Raw genomic sequence first — 23,716 nt, 5'->3', positions numbered from 1 at the left:
CGCGATGATAATTGATAAATGAGACGAGGGATATCAATGGTATATCGAATTAAAACCCGGCTTACCCCCATCACAGTAGCTCTGTCACTGACATTTTCACTGGCAGCACCACCTCTGTTTGCTGAATCCAAACCTGCCACCACTGCCCCAAACGGCAAGACTGATTTAGGTAAGATTCGGGTTACAGATAACAGTAATAAAGATGAAGCCGGTTATGATGCGGTCTATGACAAAGATATCTCTAATATTTATATCGGCAAAAAGCAGATAGAACGCTACAAAGGTGCATCTCCTGCCGATGTAATTAAAGGTGCCGCGGGTGTATACAGCGGTGATGCCCGCAATAGTGGTGCCTTAGATATCAATATCCGTGGCGTTCAAGGGCAAGGGCGTGTTCCCGTCACTATTGATGGAACGGAACAGGCCATTACCGTTGGGCGTGGTTACAACGGTGCCAATAACCGCAACTATATTGACCCTAACTTAATCAGCAGTATTGAAATCGAAAAAGGCCCCTCCCTGAATCGTAAAGTCAAAGGATCTATCGGTGGTGCAGTCGCTATCAAGACACTAAATATTGATGATGTGGTGCCGGAAGGTGAAACATTTGGCATCAATACCAAACTGGAAACCAGCAGTAACTCAGTCAGGGAACGAATTCCTTCTTTGTCACTAGGGCAAGATTACCGTGATATTCCCAACTTTACCTACAAAGATGCTGAAACTGATCCTGTCTTGAAAATCACGCCACATTCGTCAAAAGACAGCAGGCTGTTTGGATTCAAAGACAATGCGTTCCGCATCGCCGTGGGCACAAAGCAAGAGTATTTTGACCTAATGCTGGCTTATGCTTACCGCCGTCAGGGGAACTATTTTGCCGGTAAAGGTGGTGCCCATCGTTATGATGAAGCCGTTACAGAAGCTGATAAAAAACTGATGACTGAACCAAAAACAAGTTTAGATCCTTATTTGCCCTTTGCTGCCCGCATCTACCGCCCCGGTAATGAAGTTCCTAATACTTCCAGTGAGATGCAATCTGTGTTAATTAAAAACACCTGGCACTTCACCGATGATCAAGCACTACAACTCGGTTTTCGCAATACTCGCATGGATTTTGGCGATATTATGCCTTCAAGACTGGCAATGGTACTTGCTGAAGATAATGTGGTTCCTCAATGGCCGCTGGCCAATGTCCGTCAACAAGCGGCCAACCTGACTTATAAATGGCACCCTGCTGAAAATCCCTATATCGATTTCGATATGAACTTGTGGACAACCCGTACGACAAGTAATACCAATACCGCAGGTGGATATCCCCGTAGCCCGGTTAGCCGGGATTATAAATGGGAACAAGAGCGCGACAAAAAGACTCCCAATATTGATGGCACACTGATAAATACAGCTGTCACCAATTCCCAAAATAATCGCTGGGGCGTGGATATTTCTAATAAATTTGAATTAACCCATAATCTGGACTTGACCCTGATGGGAAATTTCCAACGCGAACACCTGGATTCCAATGATGAATATAATCCCCAAAATATGTATTTTTTCCAGTCACCGGCAAGAAAAGGACAGCGCCAAGAAGTCAATCTCGCCTTTAACTTTGATTGGCGTCCTGCTTCATGGCTGGCATTAAGCGCTGGTGCTAAACGTGTTTCCTATTGGTCCAAAGATGATTTTCTCAATGAACGTCGTGCCGCGAGAGATGGACGTTATAAAAAAGTGGGTGATACCATTGGGCATGAGATGAGTTATTGGCGAACACCAACGACAGAAGAATCGGAATATTTTAAGAAAAAGCAGAATAACGATTATTATTCCAAACTCAACAGAAAAGAAAAAAAAGAGTTACGTAATAAAGTAAAAAAAATTAAATCCAGAATTGATCGCCATGAGCAGATGCGTTGGATGGTTCAAGAAGAATTCACTTGGGAATATGATTCCAGTAATGGTCAGCTTAAAAAGAACCAAAACCCCTATTTCAACGGTCAACTTGATATGAATGAGAGAATCATCGATCCAATAAGTGGCAAAGAAGTTTATAAATATGAATATGGGATGAAAGTCGATGCAAATAGTGTATCTGGCTCTGATGCTACCGATCCCTGGGAACCGGCTCCAAAACGTAAGGATCATGCATGGGCCCCGACATTTTCTGCTACGGCCTATATCACCGACAATTTCCGAATCTATACCCGTTATGCTGAAGCAGTAAGAATGCCGAGTATTTTTGAAGATACTGTCGGTTTTTCAGGCGTTAAAGAAAATTACACAGGCCTAAACTTCAAACCAGAACGAGCCAAAACCACAGAAGTGGGCTTCGTTTATGATTTCAGCCAATTAGTTAATGCTGAACGCAATGCCGATATCAAACTCTCCTATTACAACACCGTCATTGAAAATGTGTTCGACCGGGATAATACCTATCGTTTCTCCCAATTGGATAAACAAAAACTGGCTGGTCTGGAATTACAAGCGCGTTACGACAACGGTAGCGTCTTTACCGATATTGGCTTGGTCTACAATATGAGAAACAAGGTATGTGACAATAACTCAGTCGCAAGAATGGACTCCCAGAATCGTTACGGTATCTCTGAATGTATTGATGGCGGTTTTCCGGGGGGTTATTTGCGTACTTCCATTCAACCGAAATATTCAGCTAATCTGAATATCGGCGGACGTCTATTTGATGAAAAACTGGAACTGGGCAGCCGGATGCTCTACCACAGCGGAGCAGAAAACAAAGATGAAAAATGGCTGATGGATATCTTACCCAATGAATACAAAGGGCAATCTAACAACCCAATGCGCTGGAATCCGGTATTCACTGTTGATGCTTATGTTAGCTATCAGATCACCCCTACCATATCAATGGAGCTGACTGGTACTAACTTAACCAACCGCTATTATCTTGATCCGTTGACCCGCTCAATGATACCGGCACCGGGCAGAACCTTTAAACTCAGTCTTACCAGCCAATTTTAGAGAACTATATGATCAATACAGCCATATCGGACAATTCTGTTAACTATGTTCCGTTGACGCTCAATAAACGCTTTCTGGTTGGTATCCTGATTGCTGTTTTAGTGCATACCAGTCTGATATGGCTGTTAAACCGACATACAGATTCTTACGATGATAGTGCTCACTATCTCAACCAAAATTTGCCTGAGAAAGAATTTTCGATCACTATGATAGCGGCTTCAACATGGATGGAGGAACCGGAACCTGTTGAATTATCTCAGCCACTGCCAACTGCTCCTGAATCACCAACAACGCCAGCAATTACACTAGATAAAGAGGTACAAACAGAAAAAAAGATCGAGAAGCCTGTCGAGCCAGTCAAAACTCAAAAGCTGAAAAAGCAGCGGAAAGAAAAATCAAAAGAAAATGTAGAAAAACAATCTGTTCAACCCGCTCAGAAACAGAGCCTAAAAGAGCTGGAAACCAATGGCATTGAGCAGATCAATTCACAAGGCGGCATGAGCAGAGCGACAACTTCACAACCAGTGATGGGTCAAGGTAATAGTGAATCGGATAATTACCGCACAAAACTCAGACAGGAAATTGAACGCCATAAACGTTATCCCCGCAAAGCAAAACGAATGAGACAGGAAGGTACAGTTACCGTCAATTTTATGCTGCAAGATGATGGTTCCATCACCACAGCCAGAGTCACTCAATCCTCCGGTTACAGTGCAATGGATAATGAGGCTTTAAAAGCCCTCGGTCTTGCTAAATCCGTTGGCCCGAAACCTGCAAATCTGGCAGCAGATATAACACTGAAAATTAGCTTTGAGTTGAATTGACAAATAAAAAACCCTCCTGAGTTTAATATGTCCAAAGGGTTAAAGGGTAAAGTTGCACTAGTCACGTTCCTTGCGAGTGATAGTGCTGTTTATATTACCGGGCAATCAATTATTACAAGAAAATAAGTCAATCCTTCCAAATAACTTTTTCAATATCTGATTAACATGTTACACAGCTTCATGTCTTGGTTCCAAAAAGATACCCAGTACAATTGAAGGAGTTCTTTTCAGGAAACTCCAGATTCTGGATGCCGCAACTCAGGAGTCAGATCTGAGGATCCCGCCAGGAAACCGTTTTGAGCACCTTCAGGGTAATCTTTCGGGATGGTGTTCCAGCCGAGTGAATAAGGGGGTTTGGGTGAGTAGACCTATCCGGTCACCCAGATAGGCCCCTTGTATCTTGAAATTCGACTATCATAAAAATGATTTGGCACAGTGTATGCAACTCGCCAGCCCCTGAGGGTTTTAAGCCCGTTGAGGAGCTATTGACGCCTACACTGAGCCACTCATCTGAAACCCGAACAGTTGTCCGTCATCCATCACGTATTTGCAAGGCAGGGTAATATGAGTCAGCCAAATCCACTTTGCGTGGGCATTGATGTTTCTAAAGCTTCTTTGGATATTTCTGTCAGCAGTGGCGCAGAGGTATTCACCGTCAGTAATGATATTGACGGCTTTGATGCCATTCTGTTCGCACTTAAGCAACACACGGTGTCTTTGCTTTTGATGGAGGCAACCGGTGGGCTGGAAGCGGCTGTCGCTTGTGCACTACAGGCTGAAGGTTTTGATGTCGTTGTCATAAATTATTGTTCAAGACAGTTGCTCCGCAGAACCGGACGTGCGGAACTACCGCATCCGGCTCCCGACAAATCTGTGTCCCCACACATATTCAGCGAGAACTGAACATTGAATGCGTTTTCCAGCGCGATGGATAACCCAGCATTTTCAGGATCAGATTCAGCTTCTTCCACGTCAGTCGGCGACGCCCACCTTGACGGTTGAACCATCGGTAGATTATTCGCGTACTTTGGTAGATAAACTGTCCGACTCGCCTCTGGTTATCAGATATACCGTGATAATTTATCCAGCCTCTAATTGCCCTGATGACGATATTCAAGGTAAGCCTTTTGTCGGTTGTATTCAGATTCTTCCAAAGGAAGTCCCTGAGTCCCTTTAATTTGGCGGCAAAACGGTCTTTTCGGCTGGTTAATTTCAGCCGCCAGTGCCCTTTTCGCGTTTTCCCTCAATAGCAGGTAAATCCCAGAAAGTTAAACGTGGGCAGGCGGTTCCCTGACTGATTGGCTCTCATTGCCGCTATGTGACCCGCAGGAATTAATTGCGATTTGTCACGGTGTAATTCCAGCCCATATTTATTCAGTCTTTTGGGTAACACCTTATAGAAACGTTTGGCTTCGCTCGGGTACTGGAAGGTAAATACCATGTCATCAGCATACCTCACCATCTCTGCCCGCCCGTGAACATGTGAACGGTTGATTTCATCAAACCATTCATCTATTACATGATGCAGGTAGATGTTGGCCAGTACCGGCGACAGGATTGAACCTTGTGGGCATCCGCGCATATTGCTGGATGTCTCTTTACCCACTATAACGGGTGCCGTAATTAATACCTCGATCAATCTGAGGAAACGGCGATCTGATATTTTCTTCCGCAGTAAATTCATCAGCTCATCATGAGGTATCATGTTGAAATACTTTCGGATATCAATTTCCACTACGGCACCATTCCAGTTACGGTAGGTTTGCTGCTGTAGTGCCTTTAATGCCGCATGACAATTTAGTCCCGGTCGGAAACCGTAGGAGCAGGGCATAAACAACGGTTCATAAATCCGGCTGAGGATATCACTGACTGCAAGCTGGATAAGTTTGTCCTCTATGCACGAAATGGCTAAAAGCCGTTTACTGCCGTTCTCTTTTGGAATTTCAGTGATCCGGGCGGCTTTCGGGTGGTACGTCCCTCTGCGTAACCGCAGGATGAGATTTTGGATATTCTCATCAAGATGTTCACCGTAAGCGGCTTTTGTCATGCGATCGATACCCACGGCTTTATTCCCGTCAAACCGCAGAAATTGCCCTTTCAGCATGTCACTGTTCAACAGGTGCCCCAAATTATTGAACACCCGTTGTTTGTTACCTGCTGACTTCTCGCCTATACGCTCAAGTTTTGTTAACCATGATAACCCGTCGTTGCTGTGTGCGGTCATTGTTGCCCTCTTACGTTCGATCTGTCTGCCGGCCCTTCGCTCCACGGTCATTACTCGCTTCATTGCTACTATGGCTGACTTCGACTTCCTGATATTCATTTCTCAGGCCTTGTGTTTGGCACTTGTGCCCGAAATACTCATTCCATTGAGAAATATCAGGATCTCCTGGGTTCGGCACACACGATCAAATGTATTTCGGAGCTATCACGTTCACCCTGTGGTTTCGGCTCGAATGTTTCGCTGTCTACGCTTCGTCTCCTTTGTTACCGCCGGAAACGCAAGACTCGCTACGTAGTGGTCTGGCTAACCCCTTTCTACGACGGGACTCTCACCCGCAAGATCAGTACAGCTTTGCCCAGCGCACCGTTCATTACATTCTTCCGGAAGAAGCGCATTTAACAGGAAAGGCGTTTACCCAACGTATAAAGATAAATAATCTCACTCATCGAACCCGCATAAAAAGGTTAAATCGAAAAACGATTGGCTATTCAAAATCGGAAGAAATGCACGATAAAGTGATAGGGACGTTTATTGAGCGTGAGAACTACGTTTAATGAGCAATCTAACTATTTAATACATGACCAAAATATAGAGTCTAAATAAAAAAACAATCAAATAATTAACTATTGTATAATTTACAGATGCACTATTATACGCGCGAAATTTATTAAAAAATTAATTGAAAATATAGAGGACAAATAAAAAAACAATCAACTAATCAACTAATCAACTAATCAACTAATCAACTAATCAACTAATCAACTAATCAACTAATCAACTAATCAACTAATCAACTAATCAACTAATCAACTAATCAACTAATCAACTAATCAACTAATCAACTATTTTATAATTTACAGGTGTATTATTATACGCACAAATTCATTGATAAATTACCTATATTGCGTTAATTTACAAAAAATAATACTGATATATATATACTAATGTCATTTAGTTTTTTATTATTCTCATCTAAATTTATTTCTTCGAAGGTTAGTGCTTTAAATTTTAATTTAGATTATCGGTAATGTCAGCGATTATGTCACCTAGTGAAAAATTTAAACTCTTAAAGGAACGCTCATATGTTTTTTTATAAAAAAGCCTTGTACACGGAGGAGATAAATAACAACCTGTTTCTTGGCTCAGTCTAAAATTTGTCTTTGACTATTACACATTCATTTTCAATAGCCTTATTCAGACTGGGGTTACAGTAATGGTTCATTTCTTGGCAATGAACCATTACTTTTCATGTTAAGAAATCACTAAATAGAATGGAATATAAACGTTGTTTTCATGATTATTTGATGTGCGAATAATCACCAGACCTCCAACATTGTTAATGGGGGAGGAGTATAAAAAAGGAAATTGCTAATCATGAACGAAATGCCTGTCTTTGATTTTATTTGTAATGACTACCATCATTTCAATGCTGGAGCTTTAAAACGAGCATTGTTTGATTATCATAAACATATTAGTGCTGGCGGAAAAATGTTCTGGTCACTGGCCGGTGCTTTATCCACTGCACGTCTCGGTATTGTATTGGCTCCTGCCATACGTGCTGGTTTAATTCACGGTATTTCTGTTACTGGTGCGAACCTCGAAGAATCCCTCTTGCATATGCTATACGGAGATAGCTATCAATATGACTGGAATTATCGCTACTTGAGCTTACAGGACGATGCCGCTTACCTGGAAAAGGATTTTTCTAGAGTGACAGACACATTAGTACCAGCACAAGTATTTGATAAATTGGGTGCTTTGCTAAAAGAAAGTTGGCTTAATGCGCAACAGCAGGGTGAGCGCCATTTTTGGCATGAGTATTTTTATGAACTGGCTTTACGAATGGCACAAAAGCCGAATTATGCTGCGCGTGCTAAAGAATGCTGGTTACTTGCAGCAGCACAACAACAACTGCCCATATTAGTAGGGGGTCATGCAGACTCATCCCTAGGTAATTTTTTTACATCGGAATGTTATCTGAAAGAACTAACGCCAGGCATCATTAAATCCGATATTGAATATATGATGGAATTCTATGATACCTATCAGCATCAACTTGCACCGGATTCTGGCTGTGGTTATATGCAAATCGGTGGCGGTATAGCAGGTGATTTCGCCATGTGTGTCGTGCCCGCCCTTCGACATGATTTGAACCTGTCGGTTCCGCACTGGGCATATTACTGCCAGGTTAGTGACTGTACCACCTCTTTTGGCTCGTACTCAGGAGCTGGGGCCAACGAAAAAATAACCTGGGACAAAACTAATGCAAATACACCAGCCCATTTGATAGAAAGCGATGCCAGCTTGGTAGTACCGCTTTTGCTTGAGGCCCTGCTGGAAGCAAAACAAAACCCCCACGCGGCGGCACAACGTATCGCACAATTTATCTGATTCTCCGGTGAGGATAGCGCAATGCATTCCGGTTTAATACAGGGCAAAATGGGAACTGTCTATGACACTCAGTCTCAAGATGGTGGTCTTGCAGCAATCAGTCGCTTGGCAAAATTGAACGAACCATCGCAAGCAGATACACCTCTCTTGCAAATGGCTGCGCTCAATTACTGGAGACAACAAAGAAGTTCGTTGCTGGCGGCACCATTCGAAGATGCACAATTAGTACGAGAGAAGCAGTTCGCTCAATTGCGATTGTTGGTGGATTACGCATTTCAGTACATTCCCTTTTATCGTTCTCTATATGGCAATGTCGGCTACGAGCTTGGCGATCTGCAAACCTGGCGAGATTTCGAATTTCTACCGGTGATCAATAAAAGTATGCTAGCAGCGCAACCGGAAGCCATGCGACTAGCTCCAGGAATGTTGAGAGAAAGTAGCTTTTGTAGCCGCAGCTCTGGTTCTAGTGGTATCCCATTCACCACATGGCTTGATCAACAAGATGTAATCCGAGATTTCGCCGAGCAAATTCGCTTTTTGCACTTCGCTAGCGATGGTCGCCTGCTCCCACAAGATTGGATTTACACCTTACATCACGGAGGTTTTTGGTATTCCTCTGTGCTCAGCCAATACCGTGTGTTCCGTTTGATGGATATAAAGGCAACAGATGTTCCCGATCTCGCACGCCATTTGCAATGGATGCGGCCAGCTTTATTGACTACTTTGCCCTCATATCTGACATATTTAGCGGAGCTTGGCCCTCTAGAGAAATATGGAATCCGCGCCCTTACTACAAATTCCGAAATGAGCAGTCCATCTGAGCGTCATCGCTTCTGTCGCATATTTGGAGTGCCAGTATTGGATGAATACAGCTCAGAAGAAATTGGCTTAATGGCAACTGAATGCCTGCATGGCAGTTATCACGTTGTTGAAGATGGGGTGTATCTAGAGATTTTAGACCCTGATAGCCAAGGGTTAGGGCGTGTAGTGGTGAGTGATTTGGGTAATTATCTGATGCCGTTAATCCGCTATGACCATGGGGATTTAGCGAGTTTCGACAGCACACCTTGTTCTTGCGGACAACGTTTTCGCCGCTTGTCAACGTTGCACGGACGAAGCGATGACGCTTTTCAAACCGCTAACGGTCAATACATACCCAGCGCATCGCTGCTAGCAATTTGTGACGATGTACTGACTGATGAGTCATCTGGTATACACGAATATAGGCTGATTCAACAAGGTCCAGCACATGTGGAACTTCAATATACTGGCTCCATCAATAATGCTAACCAAGCAAAATTGATATCCGATTTCAAACAGCGTTTAGAAGTACTCTTCGGCTACAGAATTGAATTACGCACAAAGTACCAGCAAAAATTGCCAGCAAACGCAAGTTTTAAACGACGCTGCCTGTTGCGCATTTGGAATCCAAGTTTATGAAAAAGAAACACAACTCCACCTTGTTGCTGACGGGTTGCAGTTTAAGTAAAGAACAATATTATCGATATGAAAAAAATTATCAGAGAATTATTGAGTTACCTCAACCGATCAGCAAGTCTGCTATTTTAGCTCAAGGGGCTTGTGTTACCGACTATATCTTGGGCGGGCCAGAATATATCGATGATGCCGCTTTAAAGAATTTCCCAAAATTGCAACGTTTGGTTTTGCTTGGCACAGGAATACCATCATTTGTTGATCAGAAAGCGGCAAAAGAACATGGTGTTCTTGTCATGAATACTCCGCATATGAATGTGCAGAGCGTAGCTGAATTCGCCTTGTCAATGATAATCACATGTGCGCGGTGCACCGGCGGCAGCTGAACACGTGCGAGAAGGCAGCAGTTGGCCACAACAAGCGTGGAAAACCTTAAACGAGCAGCATATAGGTATATTTGGCATGGGACATATCGGTCAAGCCTTAGTAGAGAAGTTGTACGCATTAGGGGCTCGCCAGCTGACATACACGAGTCGAAGTAGGAAACCACAATTAGAAGAGAGATACGCCTTGCGCTTTGTAACACAAAAGGAATTGCTTAATGAGTGTGATAGTGTCTCCTTGCATTTAAGCTATAACGAGCAAACACATCATTTAATTAACCAGTCTGCACTTCAAAAGTGTAACCCCAGATTACGTTTGCTGTGTTTTTCTAACCCACATGTTATTGACCCAAAAGCGGCACGTGCTGCGCTGTTAAAGGGTAACTTAAAGCAACTGTATATAGATGGTTATTATCGAGAGTGGCAGGAAAATCTTGGCCAAAATCACGATCCCGAAGGTTTGCTAAATCTGCCAAGGGAGCTCTTTTGGGCTACTTCACATTTAGCTGCGCAAACTAACCGCGCCATTGAGTGCCAATTGGCGGCAGCACTTGACTTATTACATCCTGGCACTAATTAAACGGTGCATCTGCGCCCACCTTTCCCGATCGGCGCTGCGTTATTAACGAAAATAATAAAGAGTAAATAATGATGTATGATTTACATAGAAAACAGCTACAACAGAGTTTAACCGATCCGAACAAATTGACTTCAAATGAAGAACTCCAAAAAAATTATCCAGCTAGCGGCTTTCATATGATGGCTGATGTCTGGGGAGCTTCCAAAACACAGCTTAATGATGTCCATGCCTTGCAAGAACGCATGAAAAATGCCATCGTCAAAGTTGGTGCTACTTTACTAAAATTGGAGGCTGTACAATTCGAGCCAAACGGCGTGACCATAGTAGCAGTATTGGCAGAGTCTCACGCTTCGATTCACACTTACCCTGAAAAAGGCGTTTTGATGGCAGATGCCTTCACATGCGGAGACATTGACCCAGAACCACTACTGCTCGAACTTGTAGAAGGTCTGGGAGAAGAGCGTGTAATCCGACGCACTGCACGTGGAGATAGTTTCCCCTGCCATATAGAAGAAGAGTTGAGTCCGGGTTTATCACGTATCTGGGAGTTACAAAGTGTCATAGCACAGAAAAAAACGGATTATCAGAATGTACTGATAGCTCGTACCCACCAGGGTGTCACCTTATTTTGCAACCAAGAGCGCCAGAGTTCTGAATTAACACAACTAATTTATCACGAGGGGCAATTTATTCCAGCTGCACTATTGGCTAGCGAGTGCCAAAACGTATTGATCATTGGCTCAAGTGAAGGTGTGATAACACAATTAGCACAATGGTGTGGAGCCCAACGAGTAGTCCACGTAGATATTGACCGCGAATGCGTCGAGTTGTGTGCTGAACACTTGCCTTATGGATATAAACCGTTTGATGTTGAACGTTACGCTGAAGGTACCCCAGAAGTACAATTGATTTTTGCTGATGGCTTTGAAACCGTTCGCAAAATGCAAACCGAAGGTGCAACATTTGATATCATAGTAATGGATTTACCTGATGAGGAGTATGACCCGAACTTACAGCATAATCGGCTTTATGAACCCGATTTTTTGCGTGACTTGCAAACTTTGCTCACTCCACAGGGGGTACTGATCACTCAGGCTGGTTGCGCCAGTTATTGGCGAAATCAAACGTTGCTTCGAACCTATCAACGATTCTCCAACCTATTCCCAACCACAGTGTATTTTGAAATGACCGAACAAGACTGGGTTTGGGTTATCGGCTGTCGTTCCAAGCTGGAAGATCCATTGACCAAAATGCAAGCCCGCCTGAAAAATCTAGACTACACCCCTGAATATATTGATAGCAAGTTGCTAGGGGCAGCTACTGTGCTCCCTACTGGTTTACGTCGCCTGTTAAATCATACTGTATGAGGAAGTCAAGATGAATTCTATGGTTACCCAAAACTCCGACCTATTACAAGCAATAGGGCAAAATCTCGACTGTCCGGTGCATGTAGACAATGAATGGGACAGTCTGCAGGAAGTTATTGTGGGCACGATTGAAACCGCGCGTTACCCAACCTGGCACGTAAGTGTGGAAGCACCGTTACCTCGAAAATCGCACCCAGAATTCATCCGCAAACAGGGGCAACTCTTTGATGCAGAATTATTAGATCGTGCGAGAAGAGAAGTTGATGGTCTTGCCGAATTTTTGCAGCGTTTAGGAGTGAAAGTACGGCGACCTAACTTCAGTGGTCTGGATTCGCCTTTCGTGACGCCAATGTTCTCTAGTCGAGGCGGTTTGTATTCTGCAATGCCACGTGATGGATTGTTTGCGGTAGGAAATAGTATCCTCGAAACCCCAATGGCTTGGCGCGATCGCTATTTTGAGAGCTTTGCCTACCGTGATATTTTAATGGACTATTTTAAACGTGGGGCGCGATGGCGAGCAGCACCAAAACCACAATTATCAGACGCGTTGTACCGCCAAGATTATGACAGTTCCGTGGAACATTTCGATTCGGTTTTAACAGAAGCAGAGCCTGTATTTGATGCAGCAGATTTTGTACGCATTGGACCAGACATCATTGGTCAGTATAGCCATGTGACTAACCGCACTGGGGCTCAATGGCTGGCGCGCGAACTAGGGCCAGATTACAAAGTACATATGTACAATTTTGATGATGCTGGTCCTATGCATATTGACACAACCTTACTGCCTATTGCTCCGGGGAGAGTCCTAGTCAATAAATCTTGGGTTTCGCGATTGCCTGATTTCTTTAAAGACTGGGAAATATTGACCCCACCGCCATCTACTCTACCTGACTCGCATCCATTACCTTTCACCAGCCGCTGGATCAGTGTGAATATTTTAATGTTAGATGCGCATCATGTTCTGGTAGAAGAAAGCGAAACACCATTGATAGAAGCGTTTAAATCCTGGAAAATCGAAGCGATTCCTATACCTTTTAAACATTTTCAAACATTTGGCGGCTCGTTCCACTGTGCGACTCTTGATGTGCGACGCGGTGCGTCTAGCGCGCCTATTTAAATTGGAGCATTAATGCGAGAACCCAACCCAATTTTCAGTAAGCTACCGGCACTGCAATTGCAAGCAGTCAGTCGTATTTACCGCAGTCGCCGCCATCAAGGAGCATGGTGGAAGCAATTGCTAAAACCGGAATTCGATCAACATTTGGTTCTCGATCAAATAGATTTAAAAATCTATGCCGGTCAATGCTTAGGTTTAGTCGGCCCCAACGGGGCCGGCAAATCAACCTTGGTTAAGCTATTAACTGGAATGCTCCAACCTGATACCGGACAAATTTCGGTGTTGGGTTTTGAGCCTTCGCGACGTCAAGTTGATTTTTTAAGCCAAATAGGCGTGGTATTTGGCCATAAAACCTCTTTGTGGTGGGATCTACCGGTTCGCCATTCTTTTGAGGCGATTCAAAAGATTTATCAAACCCCCTCTGAGGTTTTTCTGCGCGATATGCAGCACTATGCCAACTTACTACATATCGAACATTTGATGGAACGAGCGGTGCGCCAACTCAGTCTTGGAGAACGAATCAAGTGCGAGCTGGTATTGGCTTTGGCACACCAACCACGCGTTTTACTGTTAGATGAGCCGACCATTGGCGTTGATATGGAGTCTAAGCAGCAATTGCGCGCTGTAATAAATCACGTTGTGCAGGAAAAACAGATAGCGGTGTTACTCACCAGTCATGATGTTAATGATTTATTATCCTGTTGTAGCCATATAGCGCTCCTGCAAGCTGGTCGGTTGTTTGAAAATTGCACCTTAGACGAGTTGTTGAAGCGATTCAATATTAGCCCTAATAATAGCCGAAGTCTTGAGGAAAGTTTAATAAACACTTTTCGTGCGAATCATGCTAACGATGAGGAATTCATATTTGGTAATGAACTAATGCACGAAATTCCGGGGGAAGATGAAGATGATTGAGCGGCATAAACCGTATATGCTCAACGGATTGCGCTTATTAATAGTCGATCGCGGGGTGCTGCTGGTTGATTTTTTCATTGCCACTGGAGTCGCTTTTTTTATTCAGTTTCTCGTGTGGACTTCAATTTATACCCAAGATGAGGAAATTAACGGATTTTCCTTCAGTGCTCTGATGGTTTATTGTGCGTTAACGATCTTTTTATCGCGGCTACACAACTGTTATGACTTGATTGAAGAAATGGAGCACGAAATCATTGACGGTAGGCTAGAGGTTTTAATAGCACGTCCTACCCACTTATTAATTCAGAAGTTTTTTACCTATCTTGGTGGTGGTGTGCTGTATGTTTTTCCAGTTCTTTTGGTATGCACGCTATTTTGGATACGGCAAGACTTTTTTTTTGCTTCAACGTTTAGTAGCGCTCTTCTCTATCTAATAATACTTTGCTCTTTTTTATTAATAGGTGTGATTCTGAGCTTTTCTATCGGAATGATTCTAGCGACGAGCGTATTTTGGCTGATGAAAGCAGATTTTGTTCTTACATTCTTAACAGCGGTTGTGGCGTTTTTAGGTGGTGCTATTATTCCGCCAATGTTTTGGCCTGAGTTTATACGCCCATTGATGGAATACAATCCTTTTCAGTATTTCATTTCAGCACCTGCTCAATTCATTATTCATGGTGATATCCATAAGGGATTGCAAGACCTAGGTATTAGCCTGTTATACGTGTTTGCACTGTTGCTGCTATTAAGGTGCCTATGGAATCGAGCGCTCAAAAACTACAGCGGGGGAGGAGGTTGATATGTGGACGTTGTTGCGTAAAGCTTATGCTACTCAATGGCACTATCCCGGTAACTATGTGTCTTTTCTTGCTATACAGAGTGTGACTCAATTACTTACTCTTTTCTATCTGTATACAGTTTATACCTATACCGACCAGCTAAATGGTTGGAAACGAGAAGAAGCTGTTTTCGTCTTTTATTTGGCGAATATAGTGATTTTATGCGCGGAATGCTTTACCTGCTCGTTAGAGCAATATTACAGAAAATTAGTGCAAGGAAAGCTCGATCCCATGCTTGCCCTACCGATTAAACGACGCTTCTTGCAGCTATTACGATGGTCAGAACCAGGGTTTATGATACCGGTGTTATTTTTGCTCTGTATTTGGCCTTGGGTTGATCCTTCTCCTCAGCGAGGGTTACTAGAGTGGATTAGTGGCGTTCTGGCGCTTGGTTTAGGCGTGTTGACAATTATCATCCTCTTTGCGTTGATTTCGTTGCCAGCGCTTTTAACACAACGGCAAGCACCGGCTGATTTCATGATATCTGAGCTGAGTCGAATGGTGTTTCTTCCTTCCGGTATTTTACCTCAAGGCGGATGGAAATTCGTGCTTGGTATTTGCATACCGTTGCTGTTTTCGGCTAATGCTGCTGGGGAAATTCTGGTTAAGGGAGAATATGGGAGTGCCTTAGCATTGCTGATGGGCGGGCTCACTCTGGGTACGATACACCGGGTGCTGGAGGCACGTTTGCTGCGTTCTTATAGTTATCCTGGGAGTTAAGGTAGCGCTATGTCAAAACAATACACGATTTTTAATCAACAAAGCGATGCTCCACAGTTCTGGCTTAGTCAGCGTGATAGGAACTTTCAACCGAACACATTGGAGCATTGGTTAAAGCAATATGGTTCGCCTCTGCTAGTTTATTCTGAATACTCACTGCACGCTTTAGTGACGTCATTTCAAGAGTTTTGTGCAGCTAGTGGTCGCCATACACAAATTGCTTTTGCGTTAAAAGCTTGCCCCAACCTTAGTATTTTACGTCTTTTTCACGCGTATGGTTTGCTAATTGAAGTTAATAGCGCACAGGAATATAGAATAGCCCTTGACGCTGGTTTTAAACCTCAACAAATCCATATCAACGGGGTGGCAAAAAATACTGAACTGATTGATCTCGCAATCCTAAAAGGGTGCCGAGCACTGCATCTAGACAGCGTAGAGGAAATTGACATTATCGCCGCTCGTGTCGCTGCCAGAGGTAGTCGACTAGCTGTACAATTGCGTATCTGTCCAGATTATTAAAGAAATTTAGCTGGCGTACGGCTCTGGTTGAACCAACCTTCGACAATCTAGCGTTAATTTTGCGCCGCCGTGGCGTACCACCGCTTTGCGCAATTTCTGAGAGCATGGTTTTCGACGCTGAACCACAAGAGCTGCAACAGTGGCTTAAAAATAACCGTATTGATATATTATTTATCGTATCACCCACTAATCCGAGCGGACGCTGTTTGAGTGTTCAAAGACTTGATATAATTTCCAGTCTAGTACATAGACTGGGAATAACATTGGCTTTGGATTCAAGTTTTCGACTTTATAACCGAGAACTATTCGACGATGTTGACATTTTGCTACGTAATCAGACCCGTTTCATTGCCTTTGAAGATACTGGTAAAACTATTCCAACATTAGATACAAAGGCAAGTTTAATTTATTCCTCTGCAGACTTGGCAAAGGAATTGGAAGAGTTGTACAACGAAGTATATCTATGTTGCTCAGGCCTTTCGCTAGCGCTGATAACGCGTAGTTTTGAACTGGCAAAAGATGCCGGTCTCGAAAACGTTTTGTGGCATTTGGTTGACCAGCGTCGTAGTCGATTACGCTCGGCTTTAGTCGGCACGGGATTGTCGGTCGCACCTGAGAGTATGCATTCGGTGACTGGCTTGGAATGGCTGACCTTCGATGCTAAAGAATACAACGACTTGCAAGTCTGCACACTCTTGGAGGAGTATGGCATCGCGACTGTAAGTGGACGTCAATTTTATTGGGCGTCGTCATTTCTAGCAGAACATCAATCCCGTGTGCGTCTAAGCATGATGAAACCAGAGCACAATTTCGAGCGCGCTTTACAGATTTTGCGTTTACTAGGCAACCAAGGAGGCTTGTTCTGTCGCAGTAAGAAGTAACAAAGCTAGCTCAAAAGTGCCAATGATACGTCTGATAGGTTCTGTCGCATTAACAAAAATAGTGTGAAAGAAAGTAATGTGATGGATTTTTATGCTACCAATTGATAGAAAAAGGCAGCCGATGAAAGAGGAGATCCCGGCGCTTGCGAATATTGTCCTTTGCGCAACATGTTGACCTGTTCAATCGAGAGCATAAAAATCTATGGTCACTATATGAACGCATCCCATTTGCAAGACAGAAGTTATTGTGACATTAAAGGTAGATTTCTCACTGTTGTAGCTTACCGGCACAACAGATTGTGCCGGTTCTGCTGAATCACCATACAGCGATGCATATAATAATTCAGCATCACTTGCGGCCAGACTCTGGCCGCATATAGCAAATAGCATCATCAAAAGGGTAGGTTTTTTCATGGTGCAATGCCCGGAGCGGTGACGTTCTGGCTATGAGCACACCCGCACACCGTCGTCACGATATCTCTGACCGTGTTTGGCGTTTACTTGAACCTCACCTACCAAGACGTCAGGGCGCTTGGGGACGTGTCGCTTATGATAATCGACTATTTATTAATGCGGTATTCTGGGTTTTACGGACAGGCGCCCCCTGGCGAGATTTACCCCCCGATTATGGCGATTGGAAAAATACGCATCGCCGTTTTTGTCGGTGGCGTGACAAAGGCGTCTGGGAAGCGGATTCCGCCGAAGAATCCCCAAAAGTGACGATTCTGAGTTTATGACTTCCAGAATACTTGTTTTAAGTGCTGTTCCAGTAGGTCAGCCAGTGCAGAAATGTCAATGGCATTCTTACTCGCTTTTTTGAAGTTGTACCGACCGGTAAAGAACAGGTGCTGCCACGCAATGGGTGAAATTCTTACAAATTTATCCCGTATTTCCTTCGGAATACTTTCAGATACCATTTGCTCATACACTCGGTTAAGGATCATGGCGTTGTATGCCACAATACAGTTGGCGACCAACCTAGCGGCATGGGCGCTGACTCGGTTGTCGGTGATTTTTCTGCCTTTGAACACATTATTGTAGATTTTACGGATAATGCGTTGTAATTGATGGTACGACTCTGTACGATTTCTTGCCGTCCGTATAGCCTTTCTCAGGTGCATGTCATCAATGAGGTTGAGTACATGGGTGCTTTTGAATATTTTGTTGTACTCATATAATGCAGCCCGTAGCCGGGCATACCGCGTGTGAGAGTTTAGCTTTCTGATAAGGTGACTTTGCGTATTCTCCTGCAATACCAACGAGAGCAAAACATGCTTAATCCCCCTGCGTTGAGAACGAATAAGTCCGGCATCAATAGTGCCCACTGGACGCAATGGCCCTTCAAAATCCCCAATGGAATGAGTGGAATAAAGGTTTTCCGAAGCTTCGCGAACGTTTTTGATACTGGGAACATAGTGGACATCAATGGCATCCAGCGCCACAAAATTGATCTTATTCAGAGAATGGTTATCACCCGTTACCGAATGAATATCAATGTCAGTCTTGTTGCCGTACACCATGTCATAGAGACAATGGCCTTCGTATTCATTCAAACCCAAATTCGAAGCGTTCACAGCAACATGATTGGCGATCAAGGTGTAAAGCGATATGCCACGCCCCTTGCCCAGGTACTTTTTAGAATAGCGTGATTGGATCGTGCTATCCGTGGTCGCAAATTTTTGACCATCTGCATCAGCCAACAGCTTGTCGTCCAGCAGATCCCAAATTTTGAAGATAGACAAGCCGTTGACGAAATTGCTCACCCGGTCATTGGCTGTGCACAGCGTCTCAATCCGGACAAAGTCTTCGTGCGTTGAACGTAGTACACTGTAATTGATGTCTGACATTTCCGACATTTTAATGATGCCAAATCCAAAGGCTTCGGAAAGAATGCAGGCATTCAACGCCAATGGGGCAGGTTTTCTCCGTTTGGTGTAGCGCTCTTTCAGATGTGTGAAACCATGCCACATCCCTGTCAACTCGCCAATAAACATCATGACATCGGCGATTTCTGTCTTTGGCAAGGTGCGGAAAAAGCTATCATTAAGCTTTTCACTCCTATCGTACAATAGCCTCCAACGGAGTTTTCCGTCAGCCGTTTCTTGAATCTGGAATCCAGCGTTTTGCTCCAGGCGAATATTTTCTGTCGTCAATGTCCAGGCTTGATTGAGTGCCACAATCGCATCGTCCAGCCTTGACTCGCAGTACATGGGCAATTTTCTCGATATCATCAACCAGTGAGTCATTGATCAAATCATGATTGATATCGCAGTAAGAAACACTGGCATTGCAGCAGAGTTTGCCTCTATTAATCAGGTGATACCTTTTCTGATAAATGAAAAACTCAAACAGGTAAGGATCCAAGTTAGCCTCTTCCGGTTTGCGTTTCAAGTAAGCGCGTAGGCGCCTAGGAACTGTCAGACCCAGATCATCCGCGATCTTCAGGGTTTTGGGTGATTTTCCTTTGGTATAATGCGTTTTGATGAGATCAATGAGTTCCACTATAGCAGAATAAATATAATTAGGCATAGATTATGTATTCCATAAATAGTTCATCAATTGAGCACCTTTCTCGTCTTCTTATCGCTTTTGCTTCGGCCCATTTGGATTCGATGGGGTTCAAATCTGGACTGTAAGGCGGTAGCCATTCCAACTGGAACCCGTGGTCCGCTATCGCTTGTATCGTGTCATGTCGTTTATGGAATGAGGCATTATCCATGACAATCACTGCCCTGTTCGGGAGCTTTGGCAGCAAATCCTGTGTCATCCAGGCATGAAAAACATCAGCATTAATGCTCCCGGCAAACAAGCTTAAAGTGACGAAGGTCTTTTTGAGGATAGCGCCAATGACATTAATGCGGCCTTTGGCCTGCCAGTCGTGTGTACCGAAACAGCGCAGCCCTTTTGCCGAATAACCGTGTGTGCGTAGCATAGACTGCGTAAACCCGCTTTCATCCAGATAAACAATCGGTCTGCCCGCGTGTTCATGGTGGCGAATGCGCTCGACAAACGCCTAGCGAGTCTGAGCGTCAGCGTTGGGGTGTCTAAGCGTTTTTTTTGAAGGTAATCTTAAGCCGTTTCAAGGCGTAATGGATAGCTGACTGCGTGACCCCCAGGCGTTTTGCTCTTTCCCATTGATAGTCATCGGGGTAATTTTGGGCATCAATAATGAGCGTCTCATCACTGATTTTAGTGGGGGATTTATTACGCGTTATACAGGGTTCTATTTTGTGACTCCACCGAAATAAGGTACACATAGAAATGTCAAAATGGGATTCTCGTTTGTTCGAAAGTCAACGAATATTTGTCTTTGTACGCCAGTAGGAGAGCATAAAAAATCTATACAAGGCTTACGAACAGGAGGCAAAGAATGTCAAACTAAAATTTTTCAAATCAACCTATTAATTTGAAGTAGCTTTATGTTGTTGGGGCTTTCAGAATATTACTTCCCAATACAAAAACTCGAAAAAATCCGTCCAAGCAGATCATCGGAAGTAAATTCTCCCGTGATTTCACTCAATGCCTGTTGTGCCAAACGCAGTTCTTCCGCCAACAATTCCCCTGAACGGGCAAATACCAATTGTTGATGACCTTCCTGCAAATGTTCTGCTGTGGTATTCAGTGCCTGTAAATGACGGCGACGGGCAAGGAAGCCGCCTTCAATATTACTGTTGAAGCCCATGGTTTCTTTTAGATGATCGCGCAGCAAATCAATCCCTTTACCTTCACGGGCAGAAAGGCGGATCAATGAATGACCATTGCCCTCTGATACACCGATTTTTTCCCCGGTCATATCTGTTTTGTTACGAATAACCGTAATAGGCAGAGATGTAGGTAGTTTAGCCATAAATTCCGGCCAGATTTGTGCAGGTTCGATAGCATCGGTTGTCGTACTGTCCACCATAAACAGCACTCTGTCGGCTTGTTCGATTTCTTGCCACGCACGTTCGATACCAATGCGCTCCACTTCATCACTGGCTTCACGCAAACCTGCGGTATCAATCACATGCAGCGGCATACCATCAATATGGATATGCTCGCGCAAAACATCACGTGTTGTACCCGCAATATCGGTGACAATCGCAGCTTCACGACCAGCCAACGCATTTAGCAAGCTGGATTTACCCGCATTCGGGCGACCTGCGATCACCACGTTCATTCCTTCACGCAAAAGACTACCTTGACGTGCTTGTAAACGAACATGTTCAAGTTCTGCAATCACTTCATCCAACTTGGCTTCTATCTTGCCATCGGAAAGAAAATCAATTTCTTCATCAGGAAAATCAATCGCCGCTTCAACGTAGATGCGCAGATTAGTCAGCGCTTCTACCATTTGATGAACCTGTCTGGAGAATGCTCCTTGCAAGGAATTCATTGCAGAACGGGCAGCCTGCTCCGAGCTGGCATCAATCAGATCCGCAATTGCCTCAGCCTGAGCTAAGTCAAGTTTATCATTCAGAAATGCGCGCTCAGAAAACTCCCCCGGATTCGCGATACGCACACCGGAAATTGCCAGAATACGTTTCAACAGCAAATCAAGAATAACCGGCCCGCCGTGCCCTTGGAGCTCCAGCACATCTTCACCAGTAAACGAGTTAGGACCTGGGAAATAAAGAGCAATACCTTGATCTAATACAGAACCATCCAGATCACAGAACGGCAGGTAATCGGCATAACGGGGCTTCGGGAGTTTTCCCAATACCACCTCAGCAACTTCCGCAGCTTTGGGGCCAGAAATACGCAGAATGCCTACACCGCCTCGTCCCGGAGGAGTGGCCTGAGCGACTATAGTATCGGTGGTATTCATGAAATTCTCTCTTTTACCAATTTTCTGAAATAGCAAAGGCGGCCAATGACCGCCCTCTATATATTTTTTTAAAAAATCTATTTTTAAAAGACTTATTTTTTAGAAAGGTCTGCTTTCTTTTCGCGAGTATGTAAACCGCGTTTTTCCAGACTGCGGAAAATAACCTGCTGCTGGATAATAGTAACCAGGTTACTGACGATGTAGTACAGCACCAGACCTGACGGGAACCACAGGAAGAAGATAGTAAACACGACAGGCATGTAAGTCATGATCTTCTGCTGCATTGGGTCAGTCACGGTAGTTGGTGACAGTTTCTGGATCACAAACATAGTCACACCCATCAGCAATGGCAGGATGTAGTACGGGTCTTGCGCAGACAAGTCCTTAATCCAGCCCATAAATGGTGCATGACGTAATTCAACAGATCCCATCAGCATGTAATACAATGCCAGGAAGATTGGCATCTGAATCAACAGAGGCAGACAGCCACCCAATGGATTTACTTTCTCTGTTTTATACAACGCCATCATTTCCTGACTCATGCGCTGACGGTCATCACCGTAACGCTCACGCATCGCAGTGATTTTCGGCTGCAACAGACGCATTTTCGCCATAGAGGTATATTGCGCCTTAGTCAGCGGATACATGATACCGCGCACGATAAAGGTAATGGCAATAATGGAGAAACCCCAGTTACCAATGAACTCATGCAGGAATTTCAGTAGCTTGAACAGAGGCTGGGAAATAAACCACAACCAACCGTAATCAACAGTCAGATCCAGATGTGGAGCAACCGCTGCCATTTTGTCCTGAATTTCAGGGCCAACCCACAGGGTAGAGGAGATATTCTGCTTACTGTTTGGTGCAATATCAATGGTTTCACCTTTGTACCCGATAATCGCCATTTTCTGGTTTTTCAGGTCAATGGTATAGAAATTACTGGTTTTACCTTCTCCCGGAACCCAGGCTGTAGCGAAATACTGCTGGAGCATCGCTACCCAGCCGCCTTTTGTGGTTACGGAAAGCGGTTTACTTTCAATTTCATCAAATTTGTATTTTTCGTATTTTGCTTCATCAGAAGAATAAGCAGCACCACGATAGGTATGCAGAGCAAAGTTACTGCTGCTGGTATCGCGATGTTTCGGCAGGTTAACGCTCTGCTTCAACTGACCAAAAAACGCCATCTGCAACGGTTTATTGGTCACGTTATCAATGCTGTAATCAACAGAAACAGCATAGTTACCACGTTTCAACACAAAAGTTTTAACATATACAACACCATCTGGTGCGGTATAAGTCATCGGAATACGCAACTCATTCTGACCATCAGCCAAAACATAACTATTCTGAGTGGTAGTATAGAAAGGACGCTCAGCTTGATTATCTGGGCCATTAATGCCAGTTAATCCACTTTGAGCCTGATAAGTGAACTCTGGGGTCGTTTCCAACAGTTTAAACGGCGTTTGGGAACCAAGAGTATCAGGATAGGCCAGCAGGTCAGCCTCTTCAATATCACCACCATGGGTATTAATGTGCAACGTAAGCACATCCGTTTTCACGGTGATCAGTTTGCCTTGCCCATTGCTTGCTTCGCTACTCAGCGTATTTGCTTGTTGCGTGATCTGCGTCGCCGGTTGTGGGTTCTGGTCCTTCTCCCACGCCTGCCAGACCAAGAACGAAACAAACAGCAAAGCGATGAGAAGAAGATTGCGTTGCGAATCCAT

Annotated in this window: 21 protein-coding genes and 5 pseudogenes; 17 read left to right on the top strand and 9 right to left on the bottom strand. The window is 44.1% G+C overall.

Translation table 11 applies throughout. From position 1 onward, the window contains the following. The first annotated feature begins 36 nt into the window (after window positions 1-36). The 4 genes and pseudogenes from Xbud_RS14885 to Xbud_RS14870 all read left to right on the top strand — a co-directional run bounded on the left by Xbud_RS14885 (window position 37) and on the right by Xbud_RS14870 (window position 4,715). On the top strand, window positions 37-2,988 hold the full coding sequence (locus Xbud_RS14885; protein WP_099136782.1) for a TonB-dependent receptor domain-containing protein: 2,952 nt from the start codon (window positions 37-39) through the stop codon (window positions 2,986-2,988). A gap of 8 nt (window positions 2,989-2,996) precedes the next feature. Then, window positions 2,997-3,812: an energy transducer TonB gene (locus tag Xbud_RS14880; protein WP_099136781.1), complete on the top strand. Its 816-nt coding sequence runs from the start codon at window positions 2,997-2,999 to the stop codon at window positions 3,810-3,812. Window positions 3,813-4,011: 199 nt separating this feature from the next. Then, a pseudogene (locus tag Xbud_RS14875) lies at window positions 4,012-4,161 on the top strand (type II toxin-antitoxin system RelE/ParE family toxin); the annotation flags it as partial. 215 nt (window positions 4,162-4,376) lie between these two features. After that, window positions 4,377-4,715 carry an IS110 family transposase gene (locus tag Xbud_RS14870; RefSeq protein ID WP_280176114.1) on the top strand — a complete coding sequence of 113 codons (339 nt, stop codon included), beginning with the start codon at window positions 4,377-4,379 and terminating at the stop codon, window positions 4,713-4,715. Here the strand turns inward: Xbud_RS14870 and ltrA are convergent. Both ltrA and Xbud_RS19870 read right to left on the bottom strand, forming a co-directional pair. Further along, window positions 4,702-6,036, bottom strand: a pseudogene (gene ltrA / locus Xbud_RS14865) (group II intron reverse transcriptase/maturase). The gene Xbud_RS14870 and the pseudogene ltrA overlap by 14 nt on opposite strands. A gap of 10 nt (window positions 6,037-6,046) precedes the next feature. Then, window positions 6,047-6,214, bottom strand: coding sequence for a hypothetical protein (locus Xbud_RS19870; RefSeq protein WP_169923082.1), 168 nt, complete (start codon window positions 6,212-6,214; stop codon window positions 6,047-6,049). Window positions 6,215-6,413: 199 nt separating this feature from the next. On the opposite strand from Xbud_RS19870, the pseudogene Xbud_RS14860 reads away from it, so the two are divergent. The 12 genes and pseudogenes from Xbud_RS14860 to Xbud_RS14805 all read left to right on the top strand — a co-directional run. Next, a pseudogene (locus Xbud_RS14860) lies at window positions 6,414-6,590 on the top strand (IS1 family transposase); the annotation flags it as partial. A gap of 820 nt (window positions 6,591-7,410) precedes the next feature. After that, window positions 7,411-8,427, top strand: coding sequence for a deoxyhypusine synthase family protein (locus tag Xbud_RS14855; RefSeq protein WP_099136780.1), 1,017 nt, complete (start codon window positions 7,411-7,413; stop codon window positions 8,425-8,427). Between the two features lie 21 nt (window positions 8,428-8,448). After that, window positions 8,449-9,867, top strand: coding sequence for a phenylacetate--CoA ligase family protein (locus tag Xbud_RS14850; protein ID WP_099136779.1), 1,419 nt, complete (start codon window positions 8,449-8,451; stop codon window positions 9,865-9,867). Beyond that, window positions 9,864-10,247 (top strand): Rossmann-fold NAD(P)-binding domain-containing protein, encoded by a 384-nt coding sequence (locus Xbud_RS14845; RefSeq protein ID WP_099136778.1) that lies wholly within the window; start codon window positions 9,864-9,866, stop codon window positions 10,245-10,247. Before Xbud_RS14850 ends, Xbud_RS14845 begins: the two co-directional genes overlap by 4 nt. Window positions 10,248-10,251: 4 nt before the next feature. Next, window positions 10,252-10,824 carry an NAD(P)-dependent oxidoreductase gene (locus Xbud_RS14840; RefSeq protein WP_169923081.1) on the top strand — a complete coding sequence of 191 codons (573 nt, stop codon included), beginning with the start codon at window positions 10,252-10,254 and terminating at the stop codon, window positions 10,822-10,824. Between the two features lie 68 nt (window positions 10,825-10,892). Next, entirely contained in the window at window positions 10,893-12,191 is a 1,299-nt protein-coding gene (gene speD, locus Xbud_RS14835) for an adenosylmethionine decarboxylase (protein ID WP_244589980.1), read from the top strand. A gap of 10 nt (window positions 12,192-12,201) precedes the next feature. After that, a complete protein-coding gene (locus tag Xbud_RS14830; protein WP_244589979.1) occupies window positions 12,202-13,311 on the top strand; it encodes an amidinotransferase in 1,110 nt (369 codons plus the stop codon). A 12-nt stretch (window positions 13,312-13,323) separates the two neighbouring features. Continuing rightward, entirely contained in the window at window positions 13,324-14,226 is a 903-nt protein-coding gene (locus Xbud_RS14825; RefSeq protein WP_099136776.1) for an ATP-binding cassette domain-containing protein, read from the top strand. Further along, the gene (locus tag Xbud_RS14820; protein WP_211283530.1) at window positions 14,213-15,025 is read left to right on the top strand and encodes an ABC-2 family transporter protein; all 813 of its coding nucleotides are present in this window, start codon (window positions 14,213-14,215) and stop codon (window positions 15,023-15,025) included. The genes Xbud_RS14825 and Xbud_RS14820 overlap by 14 nt, the downstream gene beginning before the upstream one ends. A gap of 1 nt (window position 15,026) precedes the next feature. Beyond that, window positions 15,027-15,785 carry an ABC-2 family transporter protein gene (locus Xbud_RS14815; protein ID WP_099136775.1) on the top strand — a complete coding sequence of 253 codons (759 nt, stop codon included), beginning with the start codon at window positions 15,027-15,029 and terminating at the stop codon, window positions 15,783-15,785. A gap of 9 nt (window positions 15,786-15,794) precedes the next feature. Then, window positions 15,795-16,304, top strand: coding sequence for a type III PLP-dependent enzyme domain-containing protein (locus Xbud_RS14810; RefSeq protein ID WP_099136774.1), 510 nt, complete (start codon window positions 15,795-15,797; stop codon window positions 16,302-16,304). Further along, entirely contained in the window at window positions 16,280-17,185 is a 906-nt protein-coding gene (locus Xbud_RS14805) for an aminotransferase class I/II-fold pyridoxal phosphate-dependent enzyme (protein WP_145956643.1), read from the top strand. Before Xbud_RS14810 ends, Xbud_RS14805 begins: the two co-directional genes overlap by 25 nt. Before the next feature lie 180 nt (window positions 17,186-17,365). On the opposite strand, the gene Xbud_RS20635 is transcribed toward Xbud_RS14805, so the two are convergent. Continuing rightward, the gene (locus Xbud_RS20635) at window positions 17,366-17,599 is read right to left on the bottom strand and encodes a hypothetical protein (protein ID WP_244589978.1); all 234 of its coding nucleotides are present in this window, start codon (window positions 17,597-17,599) and stop codon (window positions 17,366-17,368) included. A 32-nt stretch (window positions 17,600-17,631) separates the two neighbouring features. On the opposite strand from Xbud_RS20635, the pseudogene Xbud_RS14790 reads away from it, so the two are divergent. Further along, a pseudogene (locus tag Xbud_RS14790) lies at window positions 17,632-17,874 on the top strand (transposase); the annotation flags it as partial. Window positions 17,875-17,916: 42 nt separating this feature from the next. Here the strand turns inward: Xbud_RS14790 and Xbud_RS14785 are convergent. The 6 genes and pseudogenes from Xbud_RS14785 to yidC form a co-directional block, all read right to left on the bottom strand. Further along, window positions 17,917-19,395: a Tn3 family transposase gene (locus tag Xbud_RS14785; RefSeq protein WP_169923079.1), complete on the bottom strand. Its 1,479-nt coding sequence runs from the start codon at window positions 19,393-19,395 to the stop codon at window positions 17,917-17,919. Next, window positions 19,277-19,714 (bottom strand): hypothetical protein, encoded by a 438-nt coding sequence (locus Xbud_RS19865; RefSeq protein WP_169923078.1) that lies wholly within the window; start codon window positions 19,712-19,714, stop codon window positions 19,277-19,279. The genes Xbud_RS14785 and Xbud_RS19865 overlap by 119 nt, the downstream gene beginning before the upstream one ends. Continuing rightward, window positions 19,707-20,183 (bottom strand): IS630 family transposase, encoded by a 477-nt coding sequence (locus tag Xbud_RS14780; RefSeq protein WP_145956642.1) that lies wholly within the window; start codon window positions 20,181-20,183, stop codon window positions 19,707-19,709. The genes Xbud_RS19865 and Xbud_RS14780 overlap by 8 nt, the downstream gene beginning before the upstream one ends. Window positions 20,184-20,229: 46 nt before the next feature. Then, a pseudogene (locus tag Xbud_RS14775) lies at window positions 20,230-20,524 on the bottom strand (IS630 transposase-related protein). Between the two features lie 103 nt (window positions 20,525-20,627). Further along, window positions 20,628-21,992 carry a tRNA uridine-5-carboxymethylaminomethyl(34) synthesis GTPase MnmE gene (gene mnmE / locus Xbud_RS14770; RefSeq protein ID WP_099136770.1) on the bottom strand — a complete coding sequence of 455 codons (1,365 nt, stop codon included), beginning with the start codon at window positions 21,990-21,992 and terminating at the stop codon, window positions 20,628-20,630. A gap of 92 nt (window positions 21,993-22,084) precedes the next feature. Beyond that, window positions 22,085-23,716 (bottom strand): membrane protein insertase YidC, encoded by a 1,632-nt coding sequence (yidC, locus tag Xbud_RS14765; RefSeq protein ID WP_099136769.1) that lies wholly within the window; start codon window positions 23,714-23,716, stop codon window positions 22,085-22,087.

It is taken from the genome of Xenorhabdus budapestensis, from assembly GCF_002632465.1.
Classification (GTDB): domain Bacteria; phylum Pseudomonadota; class Gammaproteobacteria; order Enterobacterales; family Enterobacteriaceae; genus Xenorhabdus; species Xenorhabdus budapestensis.
Note: the sequence above shows the minus strand (reverse complement) of the source record. Positions and strands in the feature narration are given on the sequence as shown.